General features: G+C 39.3%; 17 protein-coding genes and 1 pseudogene. 4 read left to right on the top strand and 14 right to left on the bottom strand.

Annotated elements, in window-relative coordinates; all coding sequences use genetic code 11:
* Positions 1-82: 82 nt before the first annotated feature.
* Positions 83-661 (top strand): GTP cyclohydrolase I FolE, encoded by a 579-nt coding sequence (gene folE, locus JG735_RS00825; RefSeq protein WP_201334981.1) that lies wholly within the window; start codon positions 83-85, stop codon positions 659-661.
* On the opposite strand, the gene JG735_RS00820 is transcribed toward folE, so the two are convergent.
* Positions 633-2,900: a bifunctional diguanylate cyclase/phosphodiesterase gene (locus JG735_RS00820; RefSeq protein ID WP_201334980.1), complete on the bottom strand. Its 2,268-nt coding sequence runs from the start codon at positions 2,898-2,900 to the stop codon at positions 633-635. The genes folE and JG735_RS00820 overlap by 29 nt on opposite strands.
* Before the next feature lie 197 nt (positions 2,901-3,097).
* Here JG735_RS00820 and JG735_RS00815 point away from each other — a divergent pair.
* Together JG735_RS00815 and JG735_RS00810 are read left to right on the top strand one after the other, a co-directional pair.
* Positions 3,098-3,319, top strand: a pseudogene (locus tag JG735_RS00815) (NifU family protein); the annotation flags it as partial.
* An 18-nt stretch (positions 3,320-3,337) separates the two neighbouring features.
* Positions 3,338-4,081: an arginyltransferase gene (locus JG735_RS00810; RefSeq protein WP_201334978.1), complete on the top strand. Its 744-nt coding sequence runs from the start codon at positions 3,338-3,340 to the stop codon at positions 4,079-4,081.
* On the opposite strand, the gene JG735_RS00805 is transcribed toward JG735_RS00810, so the two are convergent.
* The 4 genes from JG735_RS00805 to JG735_RS00790 form a co-directional block, all read right to left on the bottom strand.
* A complete protein-coding gene (locus JG735_RS00805) occupies positions 4,078-4,308 on the bottom strand; it encodes a hypothetical protein (protein ID WP_201334977.1) in 231 nt (76 codons plus the stop codon). The two genes, JG735_RS00810 and JG735_RS00805, sit on opposite strands and share 4 nt — an antisense overlap.
* Positions 4,309-4,324: 16 nt before the next feature.
* Positions 4,325-5,818 (bottom strand): NAD(P)/FAD-dependent oxidoreductase, encoded by a 1,494-nt coding sequence (locus JG735_RS00800; protein ID WP_201334976.1) that lies wholly within the window; start codon positions 5,816-5,818, stop codon positions 4,325-4,327.
* 87 nt (positions 5,819-5,905) lie between these two features.
* On the bottom strand, positions 5,906-7,474 hold the full coding sequence (recJ, locus tag JG735_RS00795; RefSeq protein ID WP_201334975.1) for a single-stranded-DNA-specific exonuclease RecJ: 1,569 nt from the start codon (positions 7,472-7,474) through the stop codon (positions 5,906-5,908).
* On the bottom strand, positions 7,471-9,093 hold the full coding sequence (locus JG735_RS00790; RefSeq protein ID WP_201334974.1) for a CTP synthase: 1,623 nt from the start codon (positions 9,091-9,093) through the stop codon (positions 7,471-7,473). Before JG735_RS00790 ends, recJ begins: the two co-directional genes overlap by 4 nt.
* A gap of 86 nt (positions 9,094-9,179) precedes the next feature.
* Here JG735_RS00790 and JG735_RS00785 point away from each other — a divergent pair, with 86 nt between their 5' ends.
* Positions 9,180-9,875: a DUF481 domain-containing protein gene (locus tag JG735_RS00785; RefSeq protein WP_201334973.1), complete on the top strand. Its 696-nt coding sequence runs from the start codon at positions 9,180-9,182 to the stop codon at positions 9,873-9,875.
* Here JG735_RS00785 and JG735_RS00780 read toward each other — a convergent pair.
* The 9 genes from JG735_RS00780 to JG735_RS00740 all read right to left on the bottom strand — a co-directional run bounded on the left by JG735_RS00780 (position 9,872) and on the right by JG735_RS00740 (position 18,183).
* Entirely contained in the window at positions 9,872-10,495 is a 624-nt protein-coding gene (locus JG735_RS00780) for a M48 family metallopeptidase (protein ID WP_201334972.1), read from the bottom strand. The genes JG735_RS00785 and JG735_RS00780 overlap by 4 nt on opposite strands.
* Positions 10,480-11,193, bottom strand: a complete 714-nt coding sequence (locus tag JG735_RS00775; RefSeq protein WP_201334971.1) for a TOBE domain-containing protein — start codon at positions 11,191-11,193, stop codon at positions 10,480-10,482. Before JG735_RS00775 ends, JG735_RS00780 begins: the two co-directional genes overlap by 16 nt.
* 14 nt (positions 11,194-11,207) lie before the next feature.
* The gene (locus JG735_RS00770; RefSeq protein ID WP_201334970.1) at positions 11,208-11,627 is read right to left on the bottom strand and encodes a hypothetical protein; all 420 of its coding nucleotides are present in this window, start codon (positions 11,625-11,627) and stop codon (positions 11,208-11,210) included.
* Positions 11,617-12,033: a rhodanese-like domain-containing protein gene (locus tag JG735_RS00765; protein ID WP_201334969.1), complete on the bottom strand. Its 417-nt coding sequence runs from the start codon at positions 12,031-12,033 to the stop codon at positions 11,617-11,619. Before JG735_RS00765 ends, JG735_RS00770 begins: the two co-directional genes overlap by 11 nt.
* A 59-nt stretch (positions 12,034-12,092) precedes the next feature.
* Positions 12,093-13,949, bottom strand: a complete 1,857-nt coding sequence (locus JG735_RS00760; protein ID WP_201334968.1) for an EAL domain-containing protein — start codon at positions 13,947-13,949, stop codon at positions 12,093-12,095.
* Positions 13,950-14,128: 179 nt separating this feature from the next.
* A complete protein-coding gene (locus JG735_RS00755) occupies positions 14,129-15,247 on the bottom strand; it encodes a cytochrome d ubiquinol oxidase subunit II (protein WP_201334967.1) in 1,119 nt (372 codons plus the stop codon).
* The gene (locus JG735_RS00750; RefSeq protein WP_201334966.1) at positions 15,240-16,772 is read right to left on the bottom strand and encodes a cytochrome ubiquinol oxidase subunit I; all 1,533 of its coding nucleotides are present in this window, start codon (positions 16,770-16,772) and stop codon (positions 15,240-15,242) included. Before JG735_RS00750 ends, JG735_RS00755 begins: the two co-directional genes overlap by 8 nt.
* Positions 16,769-16,990: a DUF4492 domain-containing protein gene (locus JG735_RS00745; protein WP_201334965.1), complete on the bottom strand. Its 222-nt coding sequence runs from the start codon at positions 16,988-16,990 to the stop codon at positions 16,769-16,771. Before JG735_RS00745 ends, JG735_RS00750 begins: the two co-directional genes overlap by 4 nt.
* Positions 16,991-17,016: 26 nt before the next feature.
* The gene (locus JG735_RS00740; RefSeq protein WP_201334964.1) at positions 17,017-18,183 is read right to left on the bottom strand and encodes an NAD(P)/FAD-dependent oxidoreductase; all 1,167 of its coding nucleotides are present in this window, start codon (positions 18,181-18,183) and stop codon (positions 17,017-17,019) included.
* Between the last annotated feature and the right edge of the window lie 6 nt (positions 18,184-18,189).

Genomic DNA, 18,189 nt, shown 5'->3' with positions numbered 1-18,189 from the left:
AATTTTTGGCTCTAATTTTATCAAAATAATGCTTCAAACCAAATTTTTTGCTACAATTGACAAAATTTTCTGGGAGCTACAGATGAATCGCCAAAAAGAGTTCGAAAACCATGTCAAAGCGATATTGCAACTACTTGGAGAAGATCCACAAAGAGAGGGTCTGATCAAAACTCCCCAGCGGGTTTACAAAGCTTTTTTACATCTTACAGAAGGATATCATAAAGACCCAAAAGAGGTATTGGGAGAAGCGCTTTTCGAATCGAGCAATGACGAGATGGTTCTGGTACGGGATATCGAATTTTACTCTTTGTGTGAACACCATCTGTTACCAATTATCGGCCGCGCCCATGTAGCTTACATCCCCAATGGAAAAGTGGTAGGTCTGTCCAAAATTCCACGAATGGTCAACGTTTTCGCAAGACGCCTCCAGATCCAAGAACAGATGACGGAACAGATCGCCGATGCTTTGATGCAAACGATTGAACCAAAAGGGGTTGGAGTTGTTGTGCAGGCACGCCATATGTGCATGGAGATGCGAGGGGTGGAGAAGATCTGTTCAACAACGGTCAGTTCGGCTCTTCGAGGTATCTTTAAAACCAATCAAAAAACACGAGAGGAGTTTTTCAGCCTCATTAACGCCCCTCAAACGACGAGGTTTTGAGAAGTTTTACAAACTCCTCGTACGGCATCGGCTTGGCAAAATAGTACCCTTGAAAAAAATCGACTCCCATATCTTTCAACTCTTCAAACTGCTTTTTCGTCTCCACGCCTTCGGCAATCGTTTTGAGTCCTAGGTTTTTCGCCATATTGATAATCGTAGATACGATAATATAGTCGTTACCGTCTACGAACATATCATCCACAAAACTTTTATCAATCTTTAAATAATCGATCGGAAGCTGTTTGAGATACTGTAAAGAGGAGTAACCCGTCCCGAAATCGTCGATACTGAACTGAATATTCAGCTCTTTTTTGATTCGCGATATGTTTTCCATGGCTTTTGAAGCATCTTTGATCAAAACCTGTTCTGTAATTTCAAGATTAAGATATCTCGCAAACGAATGAGGCAAAAGCGATTTCAAATGATTGTAAAAATGTTCGCTATAAATATCACTACCAGATACATTGACTGCAACTTTTATCTTTTGAGGAATTTTTTCTAAAATATCTTTCGCCAGCCGAAGGACTTCGTCACTGATACGCTGCATCATACCAAACTCCTCTGCAACCGGTAGAAACTCTCCTGGATATACAAGTCCTTTTTTAGGATGCTTCCATCTAAGCAGTGCTTCCGCACCCACTATTTTTCGCTTTTGATCAAATTGTGGCTGAAGATAAAGAATGAACTCTCTGTTTTGCAATGCCCTTTCAAGATCATGTTTCACTTTATAGAGATGCTCTATCTCTTTTTTCAGCTCTTGATCAAAAAGTTGAATCGAATTTTTGTTTTTTCGTTTTATTTTGTACATTGCACTATCGGCAAATTTGATCACTTCATATGCATTCTTGCTCTTCTCATCAATTAAAGCAACACCGATACTGACAGTTGTCTGCATTGTATGATCTTCAATGGCAACCGGTTGGCTTATCGCTTTTGCCAACCGTTTTGCAACCTCCAATCCTTCGATTAAAGCTCTGTTTTTATCCTCTGAAATCTCCAGGAGCAGTATGGCAAACTCATCTCCACCCATTCGTGCAGCAATATCGACCTCTCTTGTATATTCTTGTATTCTCTTTGCAATTGTTTTTAAAAAAAGATCGCCAATATTGTGTCCCAACGTGTCATTAATCTCTTTGAAATTGTCCAAATCCATATAGATCAGAATGCTGTATTTTTTATCACGCTTCACTTTTTTTATGGCCAGGTCGATACTTTCGAAGAGAACGGTTCGTTTAGCAAGTCCTGTCAGTTCGTCATAGTAAGCCATCTGTTCAATTTTGTTTTGATACTCTTTGAGACGGGTAAGATCGATCACTACACCAAGGCCTTCTATAATCTGGTGATCGACTTGGATATATGTGGTATATAGCTCTATAAAAAACTCTTTTTGCGAAAGAGTAGAGTGATAAAACCCTCGATACCAACCGTTTTTTTTCGAAAAAGGTTCTTTCAATACAGGCAAAATCCTTTTATCCTGCAATCTATTCATATCAAACCCCAGTAACTCATCTTTCGAAACACCAAGCACATGGGCAAAAAAATCGTTACAATCGGTAATCCGCAAATCTTTGTTATAGAAAAATATTCCTAAAGGAATATTGTGAAAAAGATAATAAAACCGCTGAGATTGGATACTGAGATCTTTTTGTTTTTGCGAATAGGCCAGTTTGAGTTTCAATGTGTTTATATAGGTACGGTATGTCCGCAACGACAGATTGATCATCATCACAAGATAAAAAAGAAGCACAAAACCCATAACAGGATAAATGGATCCCTGAACAAAAAAAAGGCGTAAGGCGATAGGCAATATAAGCGAAATTTGATAGAGGATTACGGCAGTTTTGGAATAATGCAGCGATGAGATTGCCCCGGCACTTAGTCCCGCCATAACGAAAATGAACAGCATTTGATCAAATATACTGTTTGGGAACAGCACATAGATCAAAGAGGCAAACCCAGCTCCGCTTGTGACAAGAAGCAATAAAAAAAGAGTGAAATAATATGGGATATCAGGGAACTTGGCTCTTTCATATCGCCATTTAACGATCAGTCGAACAAGAGATACAAAAAGCATAAAAAGAAGCCAAAGAAGTGCTTTTGGACTCTTTTCATGATTAAAGAACATCAAACCTATAAGTGTTGACAACAATACAGTAGAGATTAATGAATATTTGAGGTTATTATATAGTTGATCCAGCTGCTCTTTTGTTATCTTCTCTTTCAAACAATATTTCCTCATTCCTATCTTTTCGTACGCAAAAGTATAGCAAAACGGCACATTTATTTAAATTTTCACTTTTCGCTACATTTAAGTGTGGCGTAGTATAATTAGGATAAAATTTATCTTAATTAGGAGATCTGGCAATGGAAAATCAGACAGAGAACAAAACGACAAGTTTTAAAGAGTTGCCCTTTGAAGAGAAATGGAACGCCATCGAAAAAGCTATAGATGAAGGCATCAGACAGTTTTTGGTCATGGATGGCGGAAACCTTGAGATCATCGATATCAAGGAAAATGGCGACTTCATCGATGTCTATATCCGATATATGGGAGCATGTGTAGGCTGTGCAAGTGCCACGACAGGAACTCTTTTTGGCATAGAGCACACATTGCGAGAAAAGCTCGGAGAACAAAATATCAGAGTTCTTCCTATCTAACTTGGCTATAATTTCGGTATGAATAAACTACAAGAGTGTCATTCTATCGATTTTTGCACACTCGATTATGAGTGTGCCTATCTGCCCGATAAAAAAACAAGAATGCTGTATCGCTACATCCCCAAAGCCACCAAAGAGTTGGCGAGCGCTTTGATCAAAAGGGGCTGGAGACGCTTTGGGCACTCCTATTTTCATCCTATATGCCAGGGATGTAACGAGTGTAAAAATCTAAGAATTGACGTAAAAAGCTTCAAACCATCAAAAAGCCAGCGACGAGCCATCAAAAAAAACGCAAACACAAAAATCTATATCAATGAGCCCTCTTTGACATACGAACACCTTGATCTATACAACAAATACCACAAATTCAAAGAGAAAAAAAGCGGATGGAAATATAATGAGATGGATCTACAAACCTATTATGAAGAGTTTGTAGTAGGCGCTCACGTTTTTGGCAAAGAAGTCCTGTATTTTCATGACAACAGACTGGTAGGGGTGGACCTGATAGATATTTTAGACGATGGTATCAGCGCAATCTATTTTTATTATGATCCAGATTACGAAAAGCTCTCTCTGGGCATCTACTCACTTATCGTACAGATCAACCTTGCCAGAAATCTCGGACTTGATTGGATCTATCTGGGATACTGGGTGGATGGATGCGCTTCATTTGCTTACAAAACAAAATTCCAGCCCTATGAAATACTTGAGGGTTTTCCTGCAATCGATGAAGAACCTCTTTGGCAGTCTGTAGTGAACTAACCTCTTTTGAGCTTTCGTATGAAGTGAACAAAAATACGTACGATTACAATCACACAATAGACAACAAAAGTAAAAATAAGAGGGTGCAACAGGCCAAAAGGGGCCTCGGGAAGATGCTTGAAATGCTCTATTGGATGCGATAAAAGCTCTTTGTAATGCATCCAGATGCATAAAAATATAAGTAAAAAGAGATAGATCCCTAGCTCCCTTTTGATCACTTTACCCATTGCGTCTACACTCTTCTTACATTAAACCTCGAAGCATTAATGTCCAATACATCGGTTTGAGCATATACAAGTCAAATGCCCACCAGATCCATCGAGGTTTGGAAGGATCCAAAAATGAGAACGTCGGTGCCGGTCCATCATAGTTGAATTCCGCAAGCATAATTTTGCCATATTGGGTTTTTAATGGACATACGGTATATCCGTCAAATTTCGCTTTTGGCTCTTTTCCTTCCATCACAGCAATCAAGTTCTCTTGGAGTACTGGTCCATGGTGTCTTGCACTTCCTCCTGTTTTTCCAAGCGGAATACCTAAAATGTCTCCGATACCAAAAACATTTTTGTATCGTCGATGCTGCAATGTGTATCTATCAACTTCAAGCCACCCTTTTGCCGTTCCTTTTTGCCATCCAAGTGGAGAATTCGCCACAGCATCAACCGGTTTCATCGGAGGAACGATATGGATGAAATCATATGGCATCTCAACCATCTCTTTTTTTGTAATGTAGTCATACTCTTCTAAATCTGGATCCCACTCCCCTTTGACTTTATAGGTATGCTCGAATGTAGCAACTTTTTTAACAGGATCGATTTTTCGTAAAACGTGATTCCACTTATCTTCGATGTTGCCATACATTGGCGTTACTTCTTCTACAAGGGTTTTATTGTAAGAAGGGATTCCAAAAAGTTTTGTTCCTTTTTTACAAAAATAGGATCTCACATTTTTATGCACATCTGCTCCGCCTCCAGGCCCGTTACCTCGCAAGAAATCATCACTGAGGTATAAAATCTTTTGCGGAGCCCCACCACATTTGATAGGCGTGTCGGGTTGGGTGTAGATTGCTTGGATAGGATTGTCCGGGGATGCTTTTTCTGCTGCCACTCTTAGCTGCTTGAACCACTCCCATGTTTTTGATCCGCCGCTCACATCCCCTTTCACGGGATCATTGAGATACACACTTGAAATGCCATGTTTTCCGACAAGATCTTTGCTCATTCCCTCAATTCGCTCATAATCATACGCTAGCCCGGTTGCTACAACCAAAAAGTCATATTTGATTTTTTTGTTGGAGTCAGTAATAACTTGGTTGTTGTCCGGATCAAACTCTTTGACACTCTCTTTCACCCACTCTACATCACTTGGAATGAAATTTTTGTTTGGTTTTTTAATCTCATCTGCCGTATAGAGCCCTGCAGCCATAAATACTTGGCCCGGTTGATAGAGGTGAATATCGTTTGGAGCGATAAGAATGATTTTTGCATTCGGCGCACTTCTATGAAGTCTGGCAAGTGCCATAATCCCACCTGCCCCACCGCCAACGATGACGATAGTCGCTTTTTTGCCGCTGCTTCTTCCACCTTCAGCCGCAGATGCAGTCGAACCACCGAGTCCAAAAGCCCCCACAGAGCCAAGACCCATTATCTTGAGAGCATCCCGTCTCGATAGCCCCTCTTTTTTTAACAGCTCTTCCATCACTTCTTGTGCCTGCTTGAGTTTCTGCTTCTCTGTCATATCTACTCCTGAATGAAATATTTATATTAAATGAAATTATTACATAAATAACTTTTAATTATCATTAAATTATGGTGATAATTGTCATCAAACTATTTTCTTGATATGTAACTGTATGTAGATAGAATTATTGTAAATATTTTTTACAGGCTGATACACGATATCAATCCTATCATTTTGCAGTTCTGTTGCATTATGGAAATGAATAGCCTTGAATATATTACCGTTTTGTCTGAGCGTCATCAAAAGATGTCTTCCATCTTCTCCAACCCCCCTCTTTTCCAAAACCTCCACATTGGAAGCAAAAAATTTGGGCACAGGGTTGCTTTCTCCATAGGGCGCAAAGCTCTCTAGGATATCGATCAACTCCCAGTCTATCTCACTCAATGGGAGTTCCCCCAATACTGTCGATGTTTCGATGAAATCTTCTTGAGGAATCTCTTGAGCGAGTGCATTGATGGATTCTTTAAAAGGTTGCAGATGTTCTTTTTTCAAGCCAAGCCCCGCAGCCTTTTTGTGCCCTCCGAAACGGGTAAGATAGTGGCTTGTTCCTTCCAGTAATCGATACAGGTCCACTGCACCTACACTTCTTCCGCTTCCTTTGTACGAACCGTTTTTATCCCTTGTGAGTACAATAGCGGGTCTGGAAAATCGATCCACCAATCTAGAAGCAACAATCCCCACAACTCCTTCATTCCAGTCCTCTCCGGCTACCACGATGACTCTTTCATCTCCGACTTGTTCCAAAGATTCTTGTAACACCCTTCTCTCTTCCTCTTTTCTTTGCACATTGAGCGAAAGAAGTCTCGCGTAATAGACACTTGCTTCAAAAAAGTCTTTGGCATTTAAAAACTTTAACGCCAAATCGGCATCTTCCATGCGCCCGGCACTATTGATAATCGGAGCAATAGTAAATCCTATATCTTCAGAGTGAAAAGTATGTTTTTTCAAAACTGAGCGAAGATAGGCAACAGCAGGTCTTTCGCTTCGCTCAAACATCTTTAATCCGGCTTGCACTAATGAGCGGTTGATATGTCGCAGGGGCATCACATCCGCTATAATTGCCACAGCCAAAATATCCAAAAACTGTTTCATATCCACATCCAGCCCCAAATCCTGTTTGAGCTGTCCTATCAAAAACCAGGCAACCTGAGCCCCACAAATCTCCGTATAAGCAAATGAACATTGCTCCTGTTTTGGATTGACGATAGCATATGCTGGTGGAAGAGTCTTAGGAGGTGTATGGTGGTCAGTGATGATGAGATCGATTCCTTTTTCTTTACAGAGCATTGCTGCTTCATGGGCACTGATACCGTTATCTACAGTAATAATAAGATCAACATCGCCAAGCTCTTCAATGATTTTTGGACTCAAACCATACCCATGTTTGAATCGATTGGGAATTTTAGCAACAACTGGATACTCCAGTAAATGGAAAAACTCCTTCATCAAAGCAGTCGAAACCACTCCATCCACATCATAATCACCGACAACGGCAATTTTTTCACCTTTTTTTATTGCATCGACAATTCGCAAAGAGGCTTTTTGCATATCTTTCAGGGTTGATGGATGAGGAAGGGAGGAGAGTTTCACAAAACCCTCTTGGAAACGCTCCTGTAAAAGCCTTAAAACATCCTGTTTTGTAAGGACTCTCATCGATGCTCTAAAGAGTTTTTAATAAAAGCAGTGATCAATGGATTTGGTTTTTGAAGATGGGAGGTAAATTCGGGATGAAACTGAACGCCTACAAACCAAGGATGTTTCTCAATTTCTACAGCTTCTATCAGCCCCTCTTCGCTCTCTCCGCTTACAATCATACCCTGTGATTCGAGCATATCCCGATACTGGGGGTTTGCTTCATATCTATGACGATGGCGCTCATAAATCACATCTTGATGATGATACGCCTGCCATAGTTTTGTGCCCTCTTTTACTTTACATGCATATTCACCAAGTCTCATCGTTCCACCCATCGGGGAGGTGTGTGTTCGGATCTGCTTTTGACCTGATGTATCGATAAACTCATCTATTAAGTATATAAATGGATGTTTCGTGTCTGGATCAAACTCCATCGAATTTGCATCTTCGATGTCTAAAACATTTCTTGCAAACTCTATGATACTAAGCTGCATACCAAGGCATATGCCAAGATATGGAATTTGATGCTCTCTTGCATATCGGATAGCCTCAATTTTGCCTTGGACCCCTCGCTCGCCAAAACCGCCAGCAACCAGGATACCATGAACATCTTTCATAAACTCTTCAACACCTTCTGCTTCTATGAGCTCACTGTCTACCCATTTGATATTGACTTTTGTATCCAGCGCCGCTCCGGCATGTACAAGTGCTTCAGTCAAAGACTTGTAGGACTCTTTGAGCCCCAGGTATTTACCCACAAAAGCGATCGTTACCTCATCTTTTGGTGCTATGATCTTCTTGACGATCATATCCCACTCATCCATCTGCGGTTTGAGATGGCCAAGCTTCAATTGATGTGAGATTGGTTCAAGGATATTTTGCCTAAGGAAATTGAGGGGCACTTTATAGATAGTTTCTGCATCTTTCGCTTCTATAACGCTATTTTCCGGAATGCCACAACTTCTAGCGATCTTCGTTCTCACATCGTTTGGAAGCGGTCGTTCACACCGCGCTATGATCATATCTGGACTGATCCCGATACGTCTAAGCTCTTGAACGCTATGTTGGGTCGGTTTGGTTTTAAGTTCACCAGCTGCAGCAATGTATGGCACAAGGGTAACATGGATATTGTACGCTTTATGAATGCCTAGATCGTGGGTAAGTTCTCGAATCGCTTCCAAAAAAGGGAGGCCTTCGATATCCCCAACCGTTCCACCAAGCTCTACGATCAAAACATCTTTGCCTTTTCCGGCTTTTCTGATGCGACTCTTGATCTCCTCAACAATATGTGGGACCACCTGGATCGTTTTTCCTAGATAGTCCCCTTTTCGTTCTCTTTGAATCACCGAAAGATAAACCTGTCCTGTGGTGAAATTATTGAGTTTGGAGAGTTTCACATCCAAAAAACGCTCATAATGGCCAAGATCCAAATCCGTCTCAGCTCCATCAGCCGTCACAAAAACCTCACCATGCTCTAAAGGAGACATCGTTCCTGGGTCTACATTGATATACGGATCGATTTTGAGTATTGAAACATTCAGACCGCTATTTTTTAAAAGCGCACCGATGCTGGCACTAGAAATTCCTTTTCCCAGTGAACTGAGAACACCACCTGTAACAAATATATATCTGGTCATCTCCAACCCTCGTTTTTTAAGAAAAATTTTATCTAAATATTGCTTAATATTCGTTTGGTACAATCTTGTTTCAAAAAGGAAAAGAGATGAAAAAGTTTTTGATACTGGCATCTATTGTTTTTTCGCTTTTTGCCAAAACAGAGCAAAAAATAGAGTTTGGCTATTTTGCTACAACGGGAAACTCCAACTCCAGTTCCGTAAGTGCCGGATATTCTCTTCAAACGTACTGGACCAAATCGACCAAATTTGACCTGAAAGCGGATATGCTCTATTCAAAGAAGGATGGAGAAACGGATAATGAGCGATACCGACTCGGTAGCGATCTTTTCTTCAATTACAACAAACGTCTTTTTACGTTTGTAAAGTTTGGCTTCTTGCGCAATAGATTCGAGGGATATGATGCCCAGTACAGCGTCAACCCGGGAATCGGTTATAAACTCTCACTCAACCAAAAACATGAAGTCAATCTGCTTGGCGGATACGAGTACCGTTACAATGACCTTACAACGAACCAAAAACAGGATTTTCATTATATAAAAGCAGAAATCGACTATACTTATCACATAACCTCAAAAAATAGTTTAACAGCAAATTTTTATACCATTGAAAATATGGAAGAAAACCGAGACTATGAGAGCAAACTCGATACGTCCCTCGACCTACACATAGTTGATCAGCTCGGTCTCAAACTCTCCTATGAGATCAAATACGACAACCTCCCACCAGAAGGGAAAAAAAAGAGTGATACTCTTACAAAACTCTCTTTAACCTACACTTTTTAAATATCATCGACTAAAAATGCGGCAATCCTTCTGTGCCGCTCTTTGTAATCAGGCATTCTGCTATGAACAAGACTCCAAAACGCTTTGGAATGGTTCATATATGTCAGATGAGAAAGCTCATGCACAATAATGTAATCAATGAGATCGGGAGGCAGCATTACTACTCTGTAGCTGAAATTGATATTTCTTTTCGATGTACAGCTTCCCCATCGCTTCTTGGCACCTGTAATCTTGATATCGTTATATAGACAGTTATATTTTGCTGCAATAACTTTTGTTCTCAAGCGCAAATATCCCATGGCGAAATTTTTGTAAAATGTTTGAAAGGCTTCTTGACTCGGTTCTTCAACCCAAAAAGAACCGTTTTGAAAGCATAGTTCTTTGTTCCCTTTTCGAAGGGGATAACGCCCTCCAAGAAGTAAGAATTTCTCCTCAAAACAGAATCTCTTTTTTCTTAGTGAGGCCTTTTGCAGCTCCTTTTCTATCCAGGACCGATGGGCCTTTATAAACAGATCAACCCCTCTTTTGGATATCCAGTATGGGGCTTTGACAATAACTTCCTCGTCTTGGATTTCTATCTTTAAACTTTTTCGTCTCTCCCTTTTTAATCGAAATTGCATGGAATTACCTGAATACTTTTTGGCCTGATTGATACATAGGCTAAACCATTTTTCAGCTCGACCTTTCCTTCTACCAAAATTTCAAGATCATCGACAATCAGCTTCGTTTTTCCACTCTCTTTACCGGCATAAATTCCTTTTAAGAAATTCTCACCTTTATGATTTGCTGCCGATGGATCAAATACAAAATAGACCTTTTGTCCTACAAAAAATTGTTCTTTTGGTTTGGATACTCTCGCCTTTAGGCGATTTTGATTGTAACTTCCGGCAACCACAACCTCTTTGCCTTTCGTTTTCACCTCTTCTATCACAACAGGTATTATATTTTTATATAGCGAATTTTGCAGAAGTTTTTTAAACTGCTTGAGTCCGTTTATAGTTTCATAACTTTTGATCAATCTATTGAGTTGGTGTTCAATTTCCAAAAGCTCTTGCATCTTTTGCAATAACCTTTTGCCAAACGGTGTCAGATCACTTCCTCCACCTCGTAGTCCACCAATTTTCGATGAAGTGAGCTGCTCCTTTTCGCTATTGAGCAAAGCCAAAAGATCCCATACCCCTTTATAACTCATTGCACACTTTTTTGAAGCCCGAAGAAGGGAACCCTCTTCTTGCAAAGCTTCTAAGAGTGTACACACTTTATGAATATCCACTCTTTTCCCACCAATATCCAGATAGGGACTCAAACCAAGTTGCATGTGGGACCTTTATGTTATTTTTTGGGATTATAACGTATATCTATTGAGAGTTTCATATCCTTTTGCAGCGACTGTAACAGTGTATCAACTATTTTTTGTGTGATACACCCTTTAAAATCAACTTGGTCTCTATACAAAAGCTTGTTGTTTTCGAAAAGTTCCAAACGCAAAAATCCGTCAAAGTCGCTTCCTAATGCTTTCGCTTTTGCAGAAGAACAGGTAGCAACAAAGTGTGAAGTAGTTTTTAAAATAAATGGACAGCTGTTTTGAAAATCGATTCTTTTTTGCAAAGCATAAGCAACGATAGGATTTGAAGCTTTGAGTTTGAGACATGTTATGGGAATTGAGGGATATGCATAAATTTTTTTGTAAACTCTGGATTCACACCCTAAAAACAGAAGGGGCAAAAGCCCCAGTAACAGTTTATATCTCACCTGTATGCGCTTTATGCGCCGCTATCCAGTCTTCTATATTGCCACCGAATGCATAGACATTTTCATATCCAAGCATTTCAAGATATCCCTTGACTCTGTTGGCAAAGTAACCTTTTAAACACGCCGTGATAATAGGCGTTGTCTTGTCAGCAGGCAAGATGTCAAGATATTCAGTAAATTCAGTATACGGAGTATAGTAGCTATCCGGAATATCAGCCTCTTCTGCATTTTCTCCATTTACTTTGGCAGGTGGTCGCACATCAAGCAAAATCGCTCCTGCTTCTTTTAATAGCTCCATCGCTTTTTCCAGGTCTACATTGCCAAGTTCCGGTTTTTCTTTATTGAGCTCAATCTGCTCTTTGATTCTTTGTGCTACCGTTTGTTCAAATTCTGTTAGTTTAGCCATCTTGGCCTCCTTTATAGGGTTTTAAAAATTATAACTCTTTTAAAGGAAACTTTTTGCTACTAAAGTTGCGATTCTTGTAGGATAGGCTGAGGTTTACCGATATAATATCCTTGTATCATATCAACACGATTTTTCAATAAATCAAAAAGCTCTTTCTTATCCACATATTCTGCAATTGTATTGAGTTGTAATGTATCGGCAAATGCGATAATAGAATCCAACAGCTTTTGCATTTTCTCATCTGTTAGAAGATTTTGGACAATTGAACCATCAATTTTGATATAATCGATATCAAGTTTTGCAAATTGCGCAAAATTGGAATATCCGCTTCCGAAATCATCTAATGCAAATGAAATGCCACATTTTTTAAAATATTGGATAAAGTCATTGAGCAGTTCAAACTCTTTTAAAGCTTCACTCTCAACAATCTCTATCGTAAGTCGCTTAGCAACTTTAGGTTGTTGTCTGCATAAAGTGTCAAGCAGTATCTTTATATTTTTATCTTTTATATCTTTGAGCGTAAAATTGACACTAAAGGTAAAATCGTTATTTGCAAAGGTTTGAAAACTTTTAATAAGTATCGATTTAGTAAATTCCGTATAGAAAGGCGCCTCTAGTAAAATTGATAAAAACTCTCCTGGCTGTAAAAGTTTTCCATCATATTCCAATCGCATCAACACTTCATATTTAATGATTTTTTCATTATCCTCGTGTGTACTATATATTGGTTGATAGTATGGAATGATGCTGTCTTTGACCATTATCTCTTTGAGTTTTTGTGTCATTGTAAGTTCATGTTTTACTTCATGAATCATCTCTTTGACTACTCTTGAATCCAATAACTCTTTTTTATCACTTCGAAAAAGTGCAAATTCACATGATTCCAAAGCTTGAGGAACAAACTCATCAAACGCACCATAAAAATAGAGGGTAAACGGCTCATCCTTCGTTTTAATTTCTATTGTGCCATTGAGTCTATCATACAACCGATACACATCCTCTTCATTTTCAACCAAAACAGCAAATTCATCCCCATAAATTCGATAACTTTTTATGGCACACGTTTGCATCAAAATATTTGCCAGTTTTTTCAAAATCCCATCACCAAAATCGTACCCATACAATACATTCAGTCTTGAAAAAGAGCGGATATTAAGAATCAAAAGATACACATTGGAAAATTTATCAAGATCTTTTAGAAGCTGGAAACGATTTGGTAATTTCGTAATCGGATCGATATAAATAGATAGAAGTTCCTCTTCCAAAAACATTCCACTCATCAGTGTAGTCATTTTTAAAAAAAGAGCTATAAGCTCAATATAGGTAAGATTAAAATAAAAATAGCGTCTTTGCTCATAAAAATCAACAGCCTCTTTGGCGCATTGATATAGTTCGTTGTTTGTTTTTAAAAAATCTTTTTTTACCGTTGCGTTATCAAAAAATATCCCGCTTCTTTCATTCACAAATGCTATAAATTCAGCTATTCTCCCATTGATTTCAGGAGGCTTGGTTTCATGTAAAACAGAATCTATCAATTTTTCCAGCCAGTGCAAAAGTTCTGTAATAATCGCTAAATCATCTTTTGACACAATATTTGGATTGTTGTTGATACCAAGTTTCAAGCTCTCGATCTCTTGTGGAAGTCTTCTTCGAAGATAACCTTTGGCTACTTTATCCCGAACTATAAGATAGTTTTCATACTCTTTCGTATTCAATTTTTGAGAAAAAAGATCTAAAAAAATAGCAAGCTTTGAAAAACTGATCCCCTTTTCAAAAATTTCGGCACCAAAATCCTCTGCTTTTTCATTCGTAATATTGTCTTGGATCAATAAAGTCAGCAGTTCTTCTAAAAATTTTTCATGTTCCATAGTAATCCATCGAAAGAGTTGTTTGTTTTCTTGTAAAAAGTTTTTCATTACTTCCTTTCACAAGTCCTCTTTCAATTGTACACCAAAAAATTTAAATTTAGCTAAGCCTTAAAGGCTCAGCATTCTCCTGAAATATATTTGAAATTTAATCGCACAAATTTATATGCCAGCCAAATCACAACAGGCCAGCTTGCATACCAAAATAGAGCTTCACCCATTTTTTCTCCTTAATAACTCATAACATCGTGTTCTATTTCATCTTCGCTTAACGGCTTACTATCCATAAGTCTCCATACATAGGCGATATATCCCACAACAAATGGCACCATCAAAGAGACATAACTCATCGTAATGAGCGTCACTCTACTACCCGAACTGTTTTCAATGGTAAGTGAACTTCCAATATCGGCAATACTTGGATAGTAGGCTGTATGGTTGTATCCTAAAATAAGCAGAAGAGAAAGCCCTACCATTGTAATACCGGTCGAACTGAACCAAAAAGCTTTTTTCACTCCTTTTAAAGCCATCACGACTGCTCCTAGGAGCAACCCGACACCAACCACAAATACACCTAAAACAAGCGGCATTTCAAGAAAGTTGTTGAGATATTTGTGCACTACAACAAAAAATTTGTTTTGTTCATATCCTACACCACTCATACTTAATATCCATCCGGCTACCGCTAAAAAAAGAACCAAAAATATCGCAAAATCTGTTTTTATTGCCTTTTTTGCTTTTTCTACAAGCTCCGGATCATCTAAAATAAACATGAAATAGAGATTGGCATTGAGACGGGCAAGAAAAACCATCATGACGCCAAAAAGGATATTGAAAGGATTTCCCAAAGCCTCCAATCCTCTCATACTTCCAAGCCATATCATATGTTTCATATCATCCAGTTTGAAAGCGGCTCCAGTAAACAAAGATGCCAATGCCACACCGATTAAGAATATACCGACTGTTCCATTGAGAAATAAAAAGAACTCGTACACTTTTTGTCCGAAAAAGTTGTTTGGCTTTTTTCTATACTCGTATGCTATCGCCTGAATGATAAAACTGAACAAAATCGCCATCCAAAGCCCATAGGCTCCACCAAAACTTACTGCATAAAAGAGGGGGAATGCAGCAAACAAGGCTCCACCAAAAAGAACCAATGTTGTAAAAGTAAGCTCCCACTTCCGCCCCAAAGCATTGACGATTAGATCTTTTTGTTCCTCATTACCAGCAAGACCAAGCTTTGTCTGGCCACCTTGAACAAAAGTGAGAAAGAGAAAAAGACCTCCAAGGAGCGAAACGATAAACCACCAGTATTCCTGCAGTGCATACGTACTCAGTTTCTCAAACATTTTCGCCCCCTTTGAGTCTGATCTGCGTAGCCATAATTTTCACTTCAGCAATAAGCAAAAAGGTAAACAAAATTGCAAAAAGCCAAAATGTTATCATCACCGAAGTCGTAGAGATATGGGTCGTTGCCATCTTCACTGGTAAGAGATCCTGTACGGCCCAAGGCTGCCTCCCGACTTCTGCCACTATCCATCCAAGCTCATTTGCCAAAAATCCAAGAGGCAAGGAGTAAAAAGCCAACTTGAGCCATGTTCTGGTTTTTGTTAAAGTACCTGTCATCGCTTTATAGAGCATTACGATCATAAGTACAAAAAACCAGATCCCAAGCCCGACCATCAAATGGAAACTATAAAACGTAATCTGTACTGGTGGCACAATCTCCTCAGGCTTGTCCAAAAAGCCATACCCCATATACTTTTCATATTGTCTAAACTGAGCCAATGCACTACTAGCTTTTTGGATATCACCTTGCTTTTTCGCCTCTTTAAAAGCTTTCAAAGCAGCGACCGCTTTTTTTCCCTTTCCTATCTTACTTGCAGCCGATTCGATCCCGTGTTCTTTATTTCCATACACAAGATCATTCATCCCTGCGACATAGGCATCCAGTTTGTGGTATCCAAGAATTGAAAGAGCTTTTGGAATGGAGATTTGAAATAAGAAATCCTCTTGCTTGTCCCCCAGTTTTTTATCGGGATTCAAAATACCGAAAGCAACAATCTCAGCACCTTTTTTTCCTTGATAAAGCCCTTCCATCGCAGCAAGCTTGACCGGTTGGTTTTGAGCAACCGTATAGGCTGAGTTGTCACCTGTTAAAATGTTATAAGCTGAAGTAATCAGACCAAAACTAGTAGCAACCAAAATAGATCGTTTTGCAAAATCTTTCATCTTTTCATTTTTCAACAAAAACCAAGCACTTATAGCAACTACAAAGATTGCGGAAGTGATATAGCCCGCACTAATAGTATGCAAAAATTTATTATATGCATTGGGATTAAAAATGACTTCCCAAAAGTTGACCATTTCACTTCTGGCAGTTTCAGGGTTAAACTGCATACCGACAGGATGCTGCATCCATCCGTTGGCCACCAAAATCCAAAGGGCTGAGAGATTTGATCCGATGGCTACAAGCCAGGTGGAGAGCAGATGAAATTTTTTACTTACTCTGTTCCAACCAAAAAACATAACGGCAAAAAAGGTAGATTCCAAGAAGAAAGCCATTATCCCTTCAATTGCCAAAGGTGCTCCAAAGATATCACCAACAAACCAGCTATAATTTGCCCAGTTGGTTCCAAATTCAAACTCCATAATAATTCCAGTAGCAAGTCCAATGGCAAAGTTTATCCCAAAGAGCTTCATCCAAAAGAGTGTCACCTCTTTCCATTTTGTATCTCCTGTGGTGACGTAGAGTGTCTCCATTATCGCTACGATAAATGAGAGGCCCAACGTCAGCGGAACAAACAAAAAGTGATAGATTGCAGTCAGAGCAAATTGGGCTCTACTCCAATCAACGAGTGTTGGATCGATCATTTTTCCCCTCCCAAGAGATTTTTCATAACATAGTCTCCTCTTTCCTTATCCGAATGAAACTTCTCATGCAAGATATCGGGAAAAAAGAGCATCTTGATTACCACAAAAAAAATAAATAACTTTATTGCGATAATGAGCCAAAGCTTTCTACCAAGCTTGCTCATATTTCGAAAACCGTTAATGTAAAATTTGATAATATTTGTAATACTTGTTTTCATATTATGCATTTTTAAAAAACCCAAGACTACAGTCCCGGTAGTCTTGGAATTTTATTGAGTTTGGAGTTTCTGCAGTACCATCCCCAGCCTTTTTTGAGCCAATGCCCCACAAATGGCATAGGAAGCATAAAACCTCGCTTCTCATCACGATAGACGAAAGCCGCTCCGTCACCGCTATCCATAACGCAGATAATATTAAGATGCTCGATATAACTCTCTTTTTTTCCAACTTTCACACCAGCATCGATGGCGATATTGTTTGCCGTGTTTCTTGCCATGACTTCTGCGATATGTCCCTGTTTTGCCCTCCATTGAGGTCCTTCGATATAGGCACTGTCTCCTATGGCGTAAACACCTGGCTTCTCTTTAACTTCACAATACTCATCTACTAAAATGAAACCGGCTTCGCTAAGAGGCAGATCCGATTCCTGAAAGACGGGGTGACCGGCATTTGCAGGTATGAACATCGTATAGTCACTCTCTAAAAAGTCGTCTTCAAAAACGATACCGTTTTTTTCAAACCGTTTTATTTTCTTGCCAAAATGCTTTTTAATGCCCAGCTTATTGAAAAAAACATCCATCATTTTTAAAGCTTGCGGACCAAGTCTTTTCCCGGGTTCTGCCATTGTTGCAAAAAAGGTCAGTTCAAATTTGTCACGAAGCCCTTTTTTCTTGAGATAGTTATGGACATTGAATATCATCTCAAATGCAGGTCCTCCACGCACAGCAGAACTGTCTTTTGGATTGCCACCAAACCCCATGGCAATCTTTCCATGACCCTTTGCGGTGATCAAAAGATCAAGCCTGTCCCTCATACGAATGGCATCTTCAGGCTCACCACATATACTCATATAATGTTCGCTTCCTTCATGCTTGACTTTCCCAGCACCCATGGCGATAACCAAAAAATTGCCACTATATTCACCCTTTTTGCCAACTGCTTTTTTGTTTTTCGCATCAATTTTTTCGATACTGTCTTGAATATAGGTAAAACCGTGAACTTCGGAGAGTTCACTCATAGGAATGCATACATCCGCAAACTCAGCCTCATATACCGGCACCCAGATAGAGGTTGGATAGATATACATGTAAGGTCTTGGCGAGATGAGATCAACTGCAAACCCCTCTTTTCTCAAAAATATTGCCGCTTCGACTCCAGCAAACCCACCTCCAAGTACAACTGCTTTTTTCATTTTTCA

The organism is Nitratiruptor sp. YY08-10, assembly GCF_016629565.1.
Taxonomy (GTDB): Bacteria; Campylobacterota; Campylobacteria; order Campylobacterales; family Nitratiruptoraceae; genus Nitratiruptor.
The sequence above is the reverse complement of the archived record's forward strand: the minus strand, read 5'-3'. Positions and strand labels throughout refer to the sequence as shown.

Coding starts and splice junctions, on each gene's coding strand:
- folE (WP_201334981.1), top strand. CDS start 83: ATGAATCGCCAAAAAGAGTTCGAAAACCATGTCAAAGCGATATTGCAA.
- JG735_RS00820 (WP_201334980.1), bottom strand. CDS start 2,900: ATGAGGAAATATTGTTTGAAAGAGAAGATAACAAAAGAGCAGCTGGAT.
- JG735_RS00810 (WP_201334978.1), top strand. CDS start 3,338: ATGAATAAACTACAAGAGTGTCATTCTATCGATTTTTGCACACTCGAT.
- JG735_RS00805 (WP_201334977.1), bottom strand. CDS start 4,308: ATGGGTAAAGTGATCAAAAGGGAGCTAGGGATCTATCTCTTTTTACTT.
- JG735_RS00800 (WP_201334976.1), bottom strand. CDS start 5,818: ATGACAGAGAAGCAGAAACTCAAGCAGGCACAAGAAGTGATGGAAGAG.
- recJ (WP_201334975.1), bottom strand. CDS start 7,474: ATGAGAGTCCTTACAAAACAGGATGTTTTAAGGCTTTTACAGGAGCGT.
- JG735_RS00790 (WP_201334974.1), bottom strand. CDS start 9,093: ATGACCAGATATATATTTGTTACAGGTGGTGTTCTCAGTTCACTGGGA.
- JG735_RS00785 (WP_201334973.1), top strand. CDS start 9,180: ATGAAAAAGTTTTTGATACTGGCATCTATTGTTTTTTCGCTTTTTGCC.
- JG735_RS00780 (WP_201334972.1), bottom strand. CDS start 10,495: ATGCAATTTCGATTAAAAAGGGAGAGACGAAAAAGTTTAAAGATAGAA.
- JG735_RS00775 (WP_201334971.1), bottom strand. CDS start 11,193: ATGCAACTTGGTTTGAGTCCCTATCTGGATATTGGTGGGAAAAGAGTG.
- JG735_RS00765 (WP_201334969.1), bottom strand. CDS start 12,033: ATGGCTAAACTAACAGAATTTGAACAAACGGTAGCACAAAGAATCAAA.
- JG735_RS00760 (WP_201334968.1), bottom strand. CDS start 13,949: ATGAAAAACTTTTTACAAGAAAACAAACAACTCTTTCGATGGATTACT.
- JG735_RS00755 (WP_201334967.1), bottom strand. CDS start 15,247: ATGTTTGAGAAACTGAGTACGTATGCACTGCAGGAATACTGGTGGTTT.
- JG735_RS00750 (WP_201334966.1), bottom strand. CDS start 16,772: ATGATCGATCCAACACTCGTTGATTGGAGTAGAGCCCAATTTGCTCTG.
- JG735_RS00745 (WP_201334965.1), bottom strand. CDS start 16,990: ATGAAAACAAGTATTACAAATATTATCAAATTTTACATTAACGGTTTT.
- JG735_RS00740 (WP_201334964.1), bottom strand. CDS start 18,183: ATGAAAAAAGCAGTTGTACTTGGAGGTGGGTTTGCTGGAGTCGAAGCG.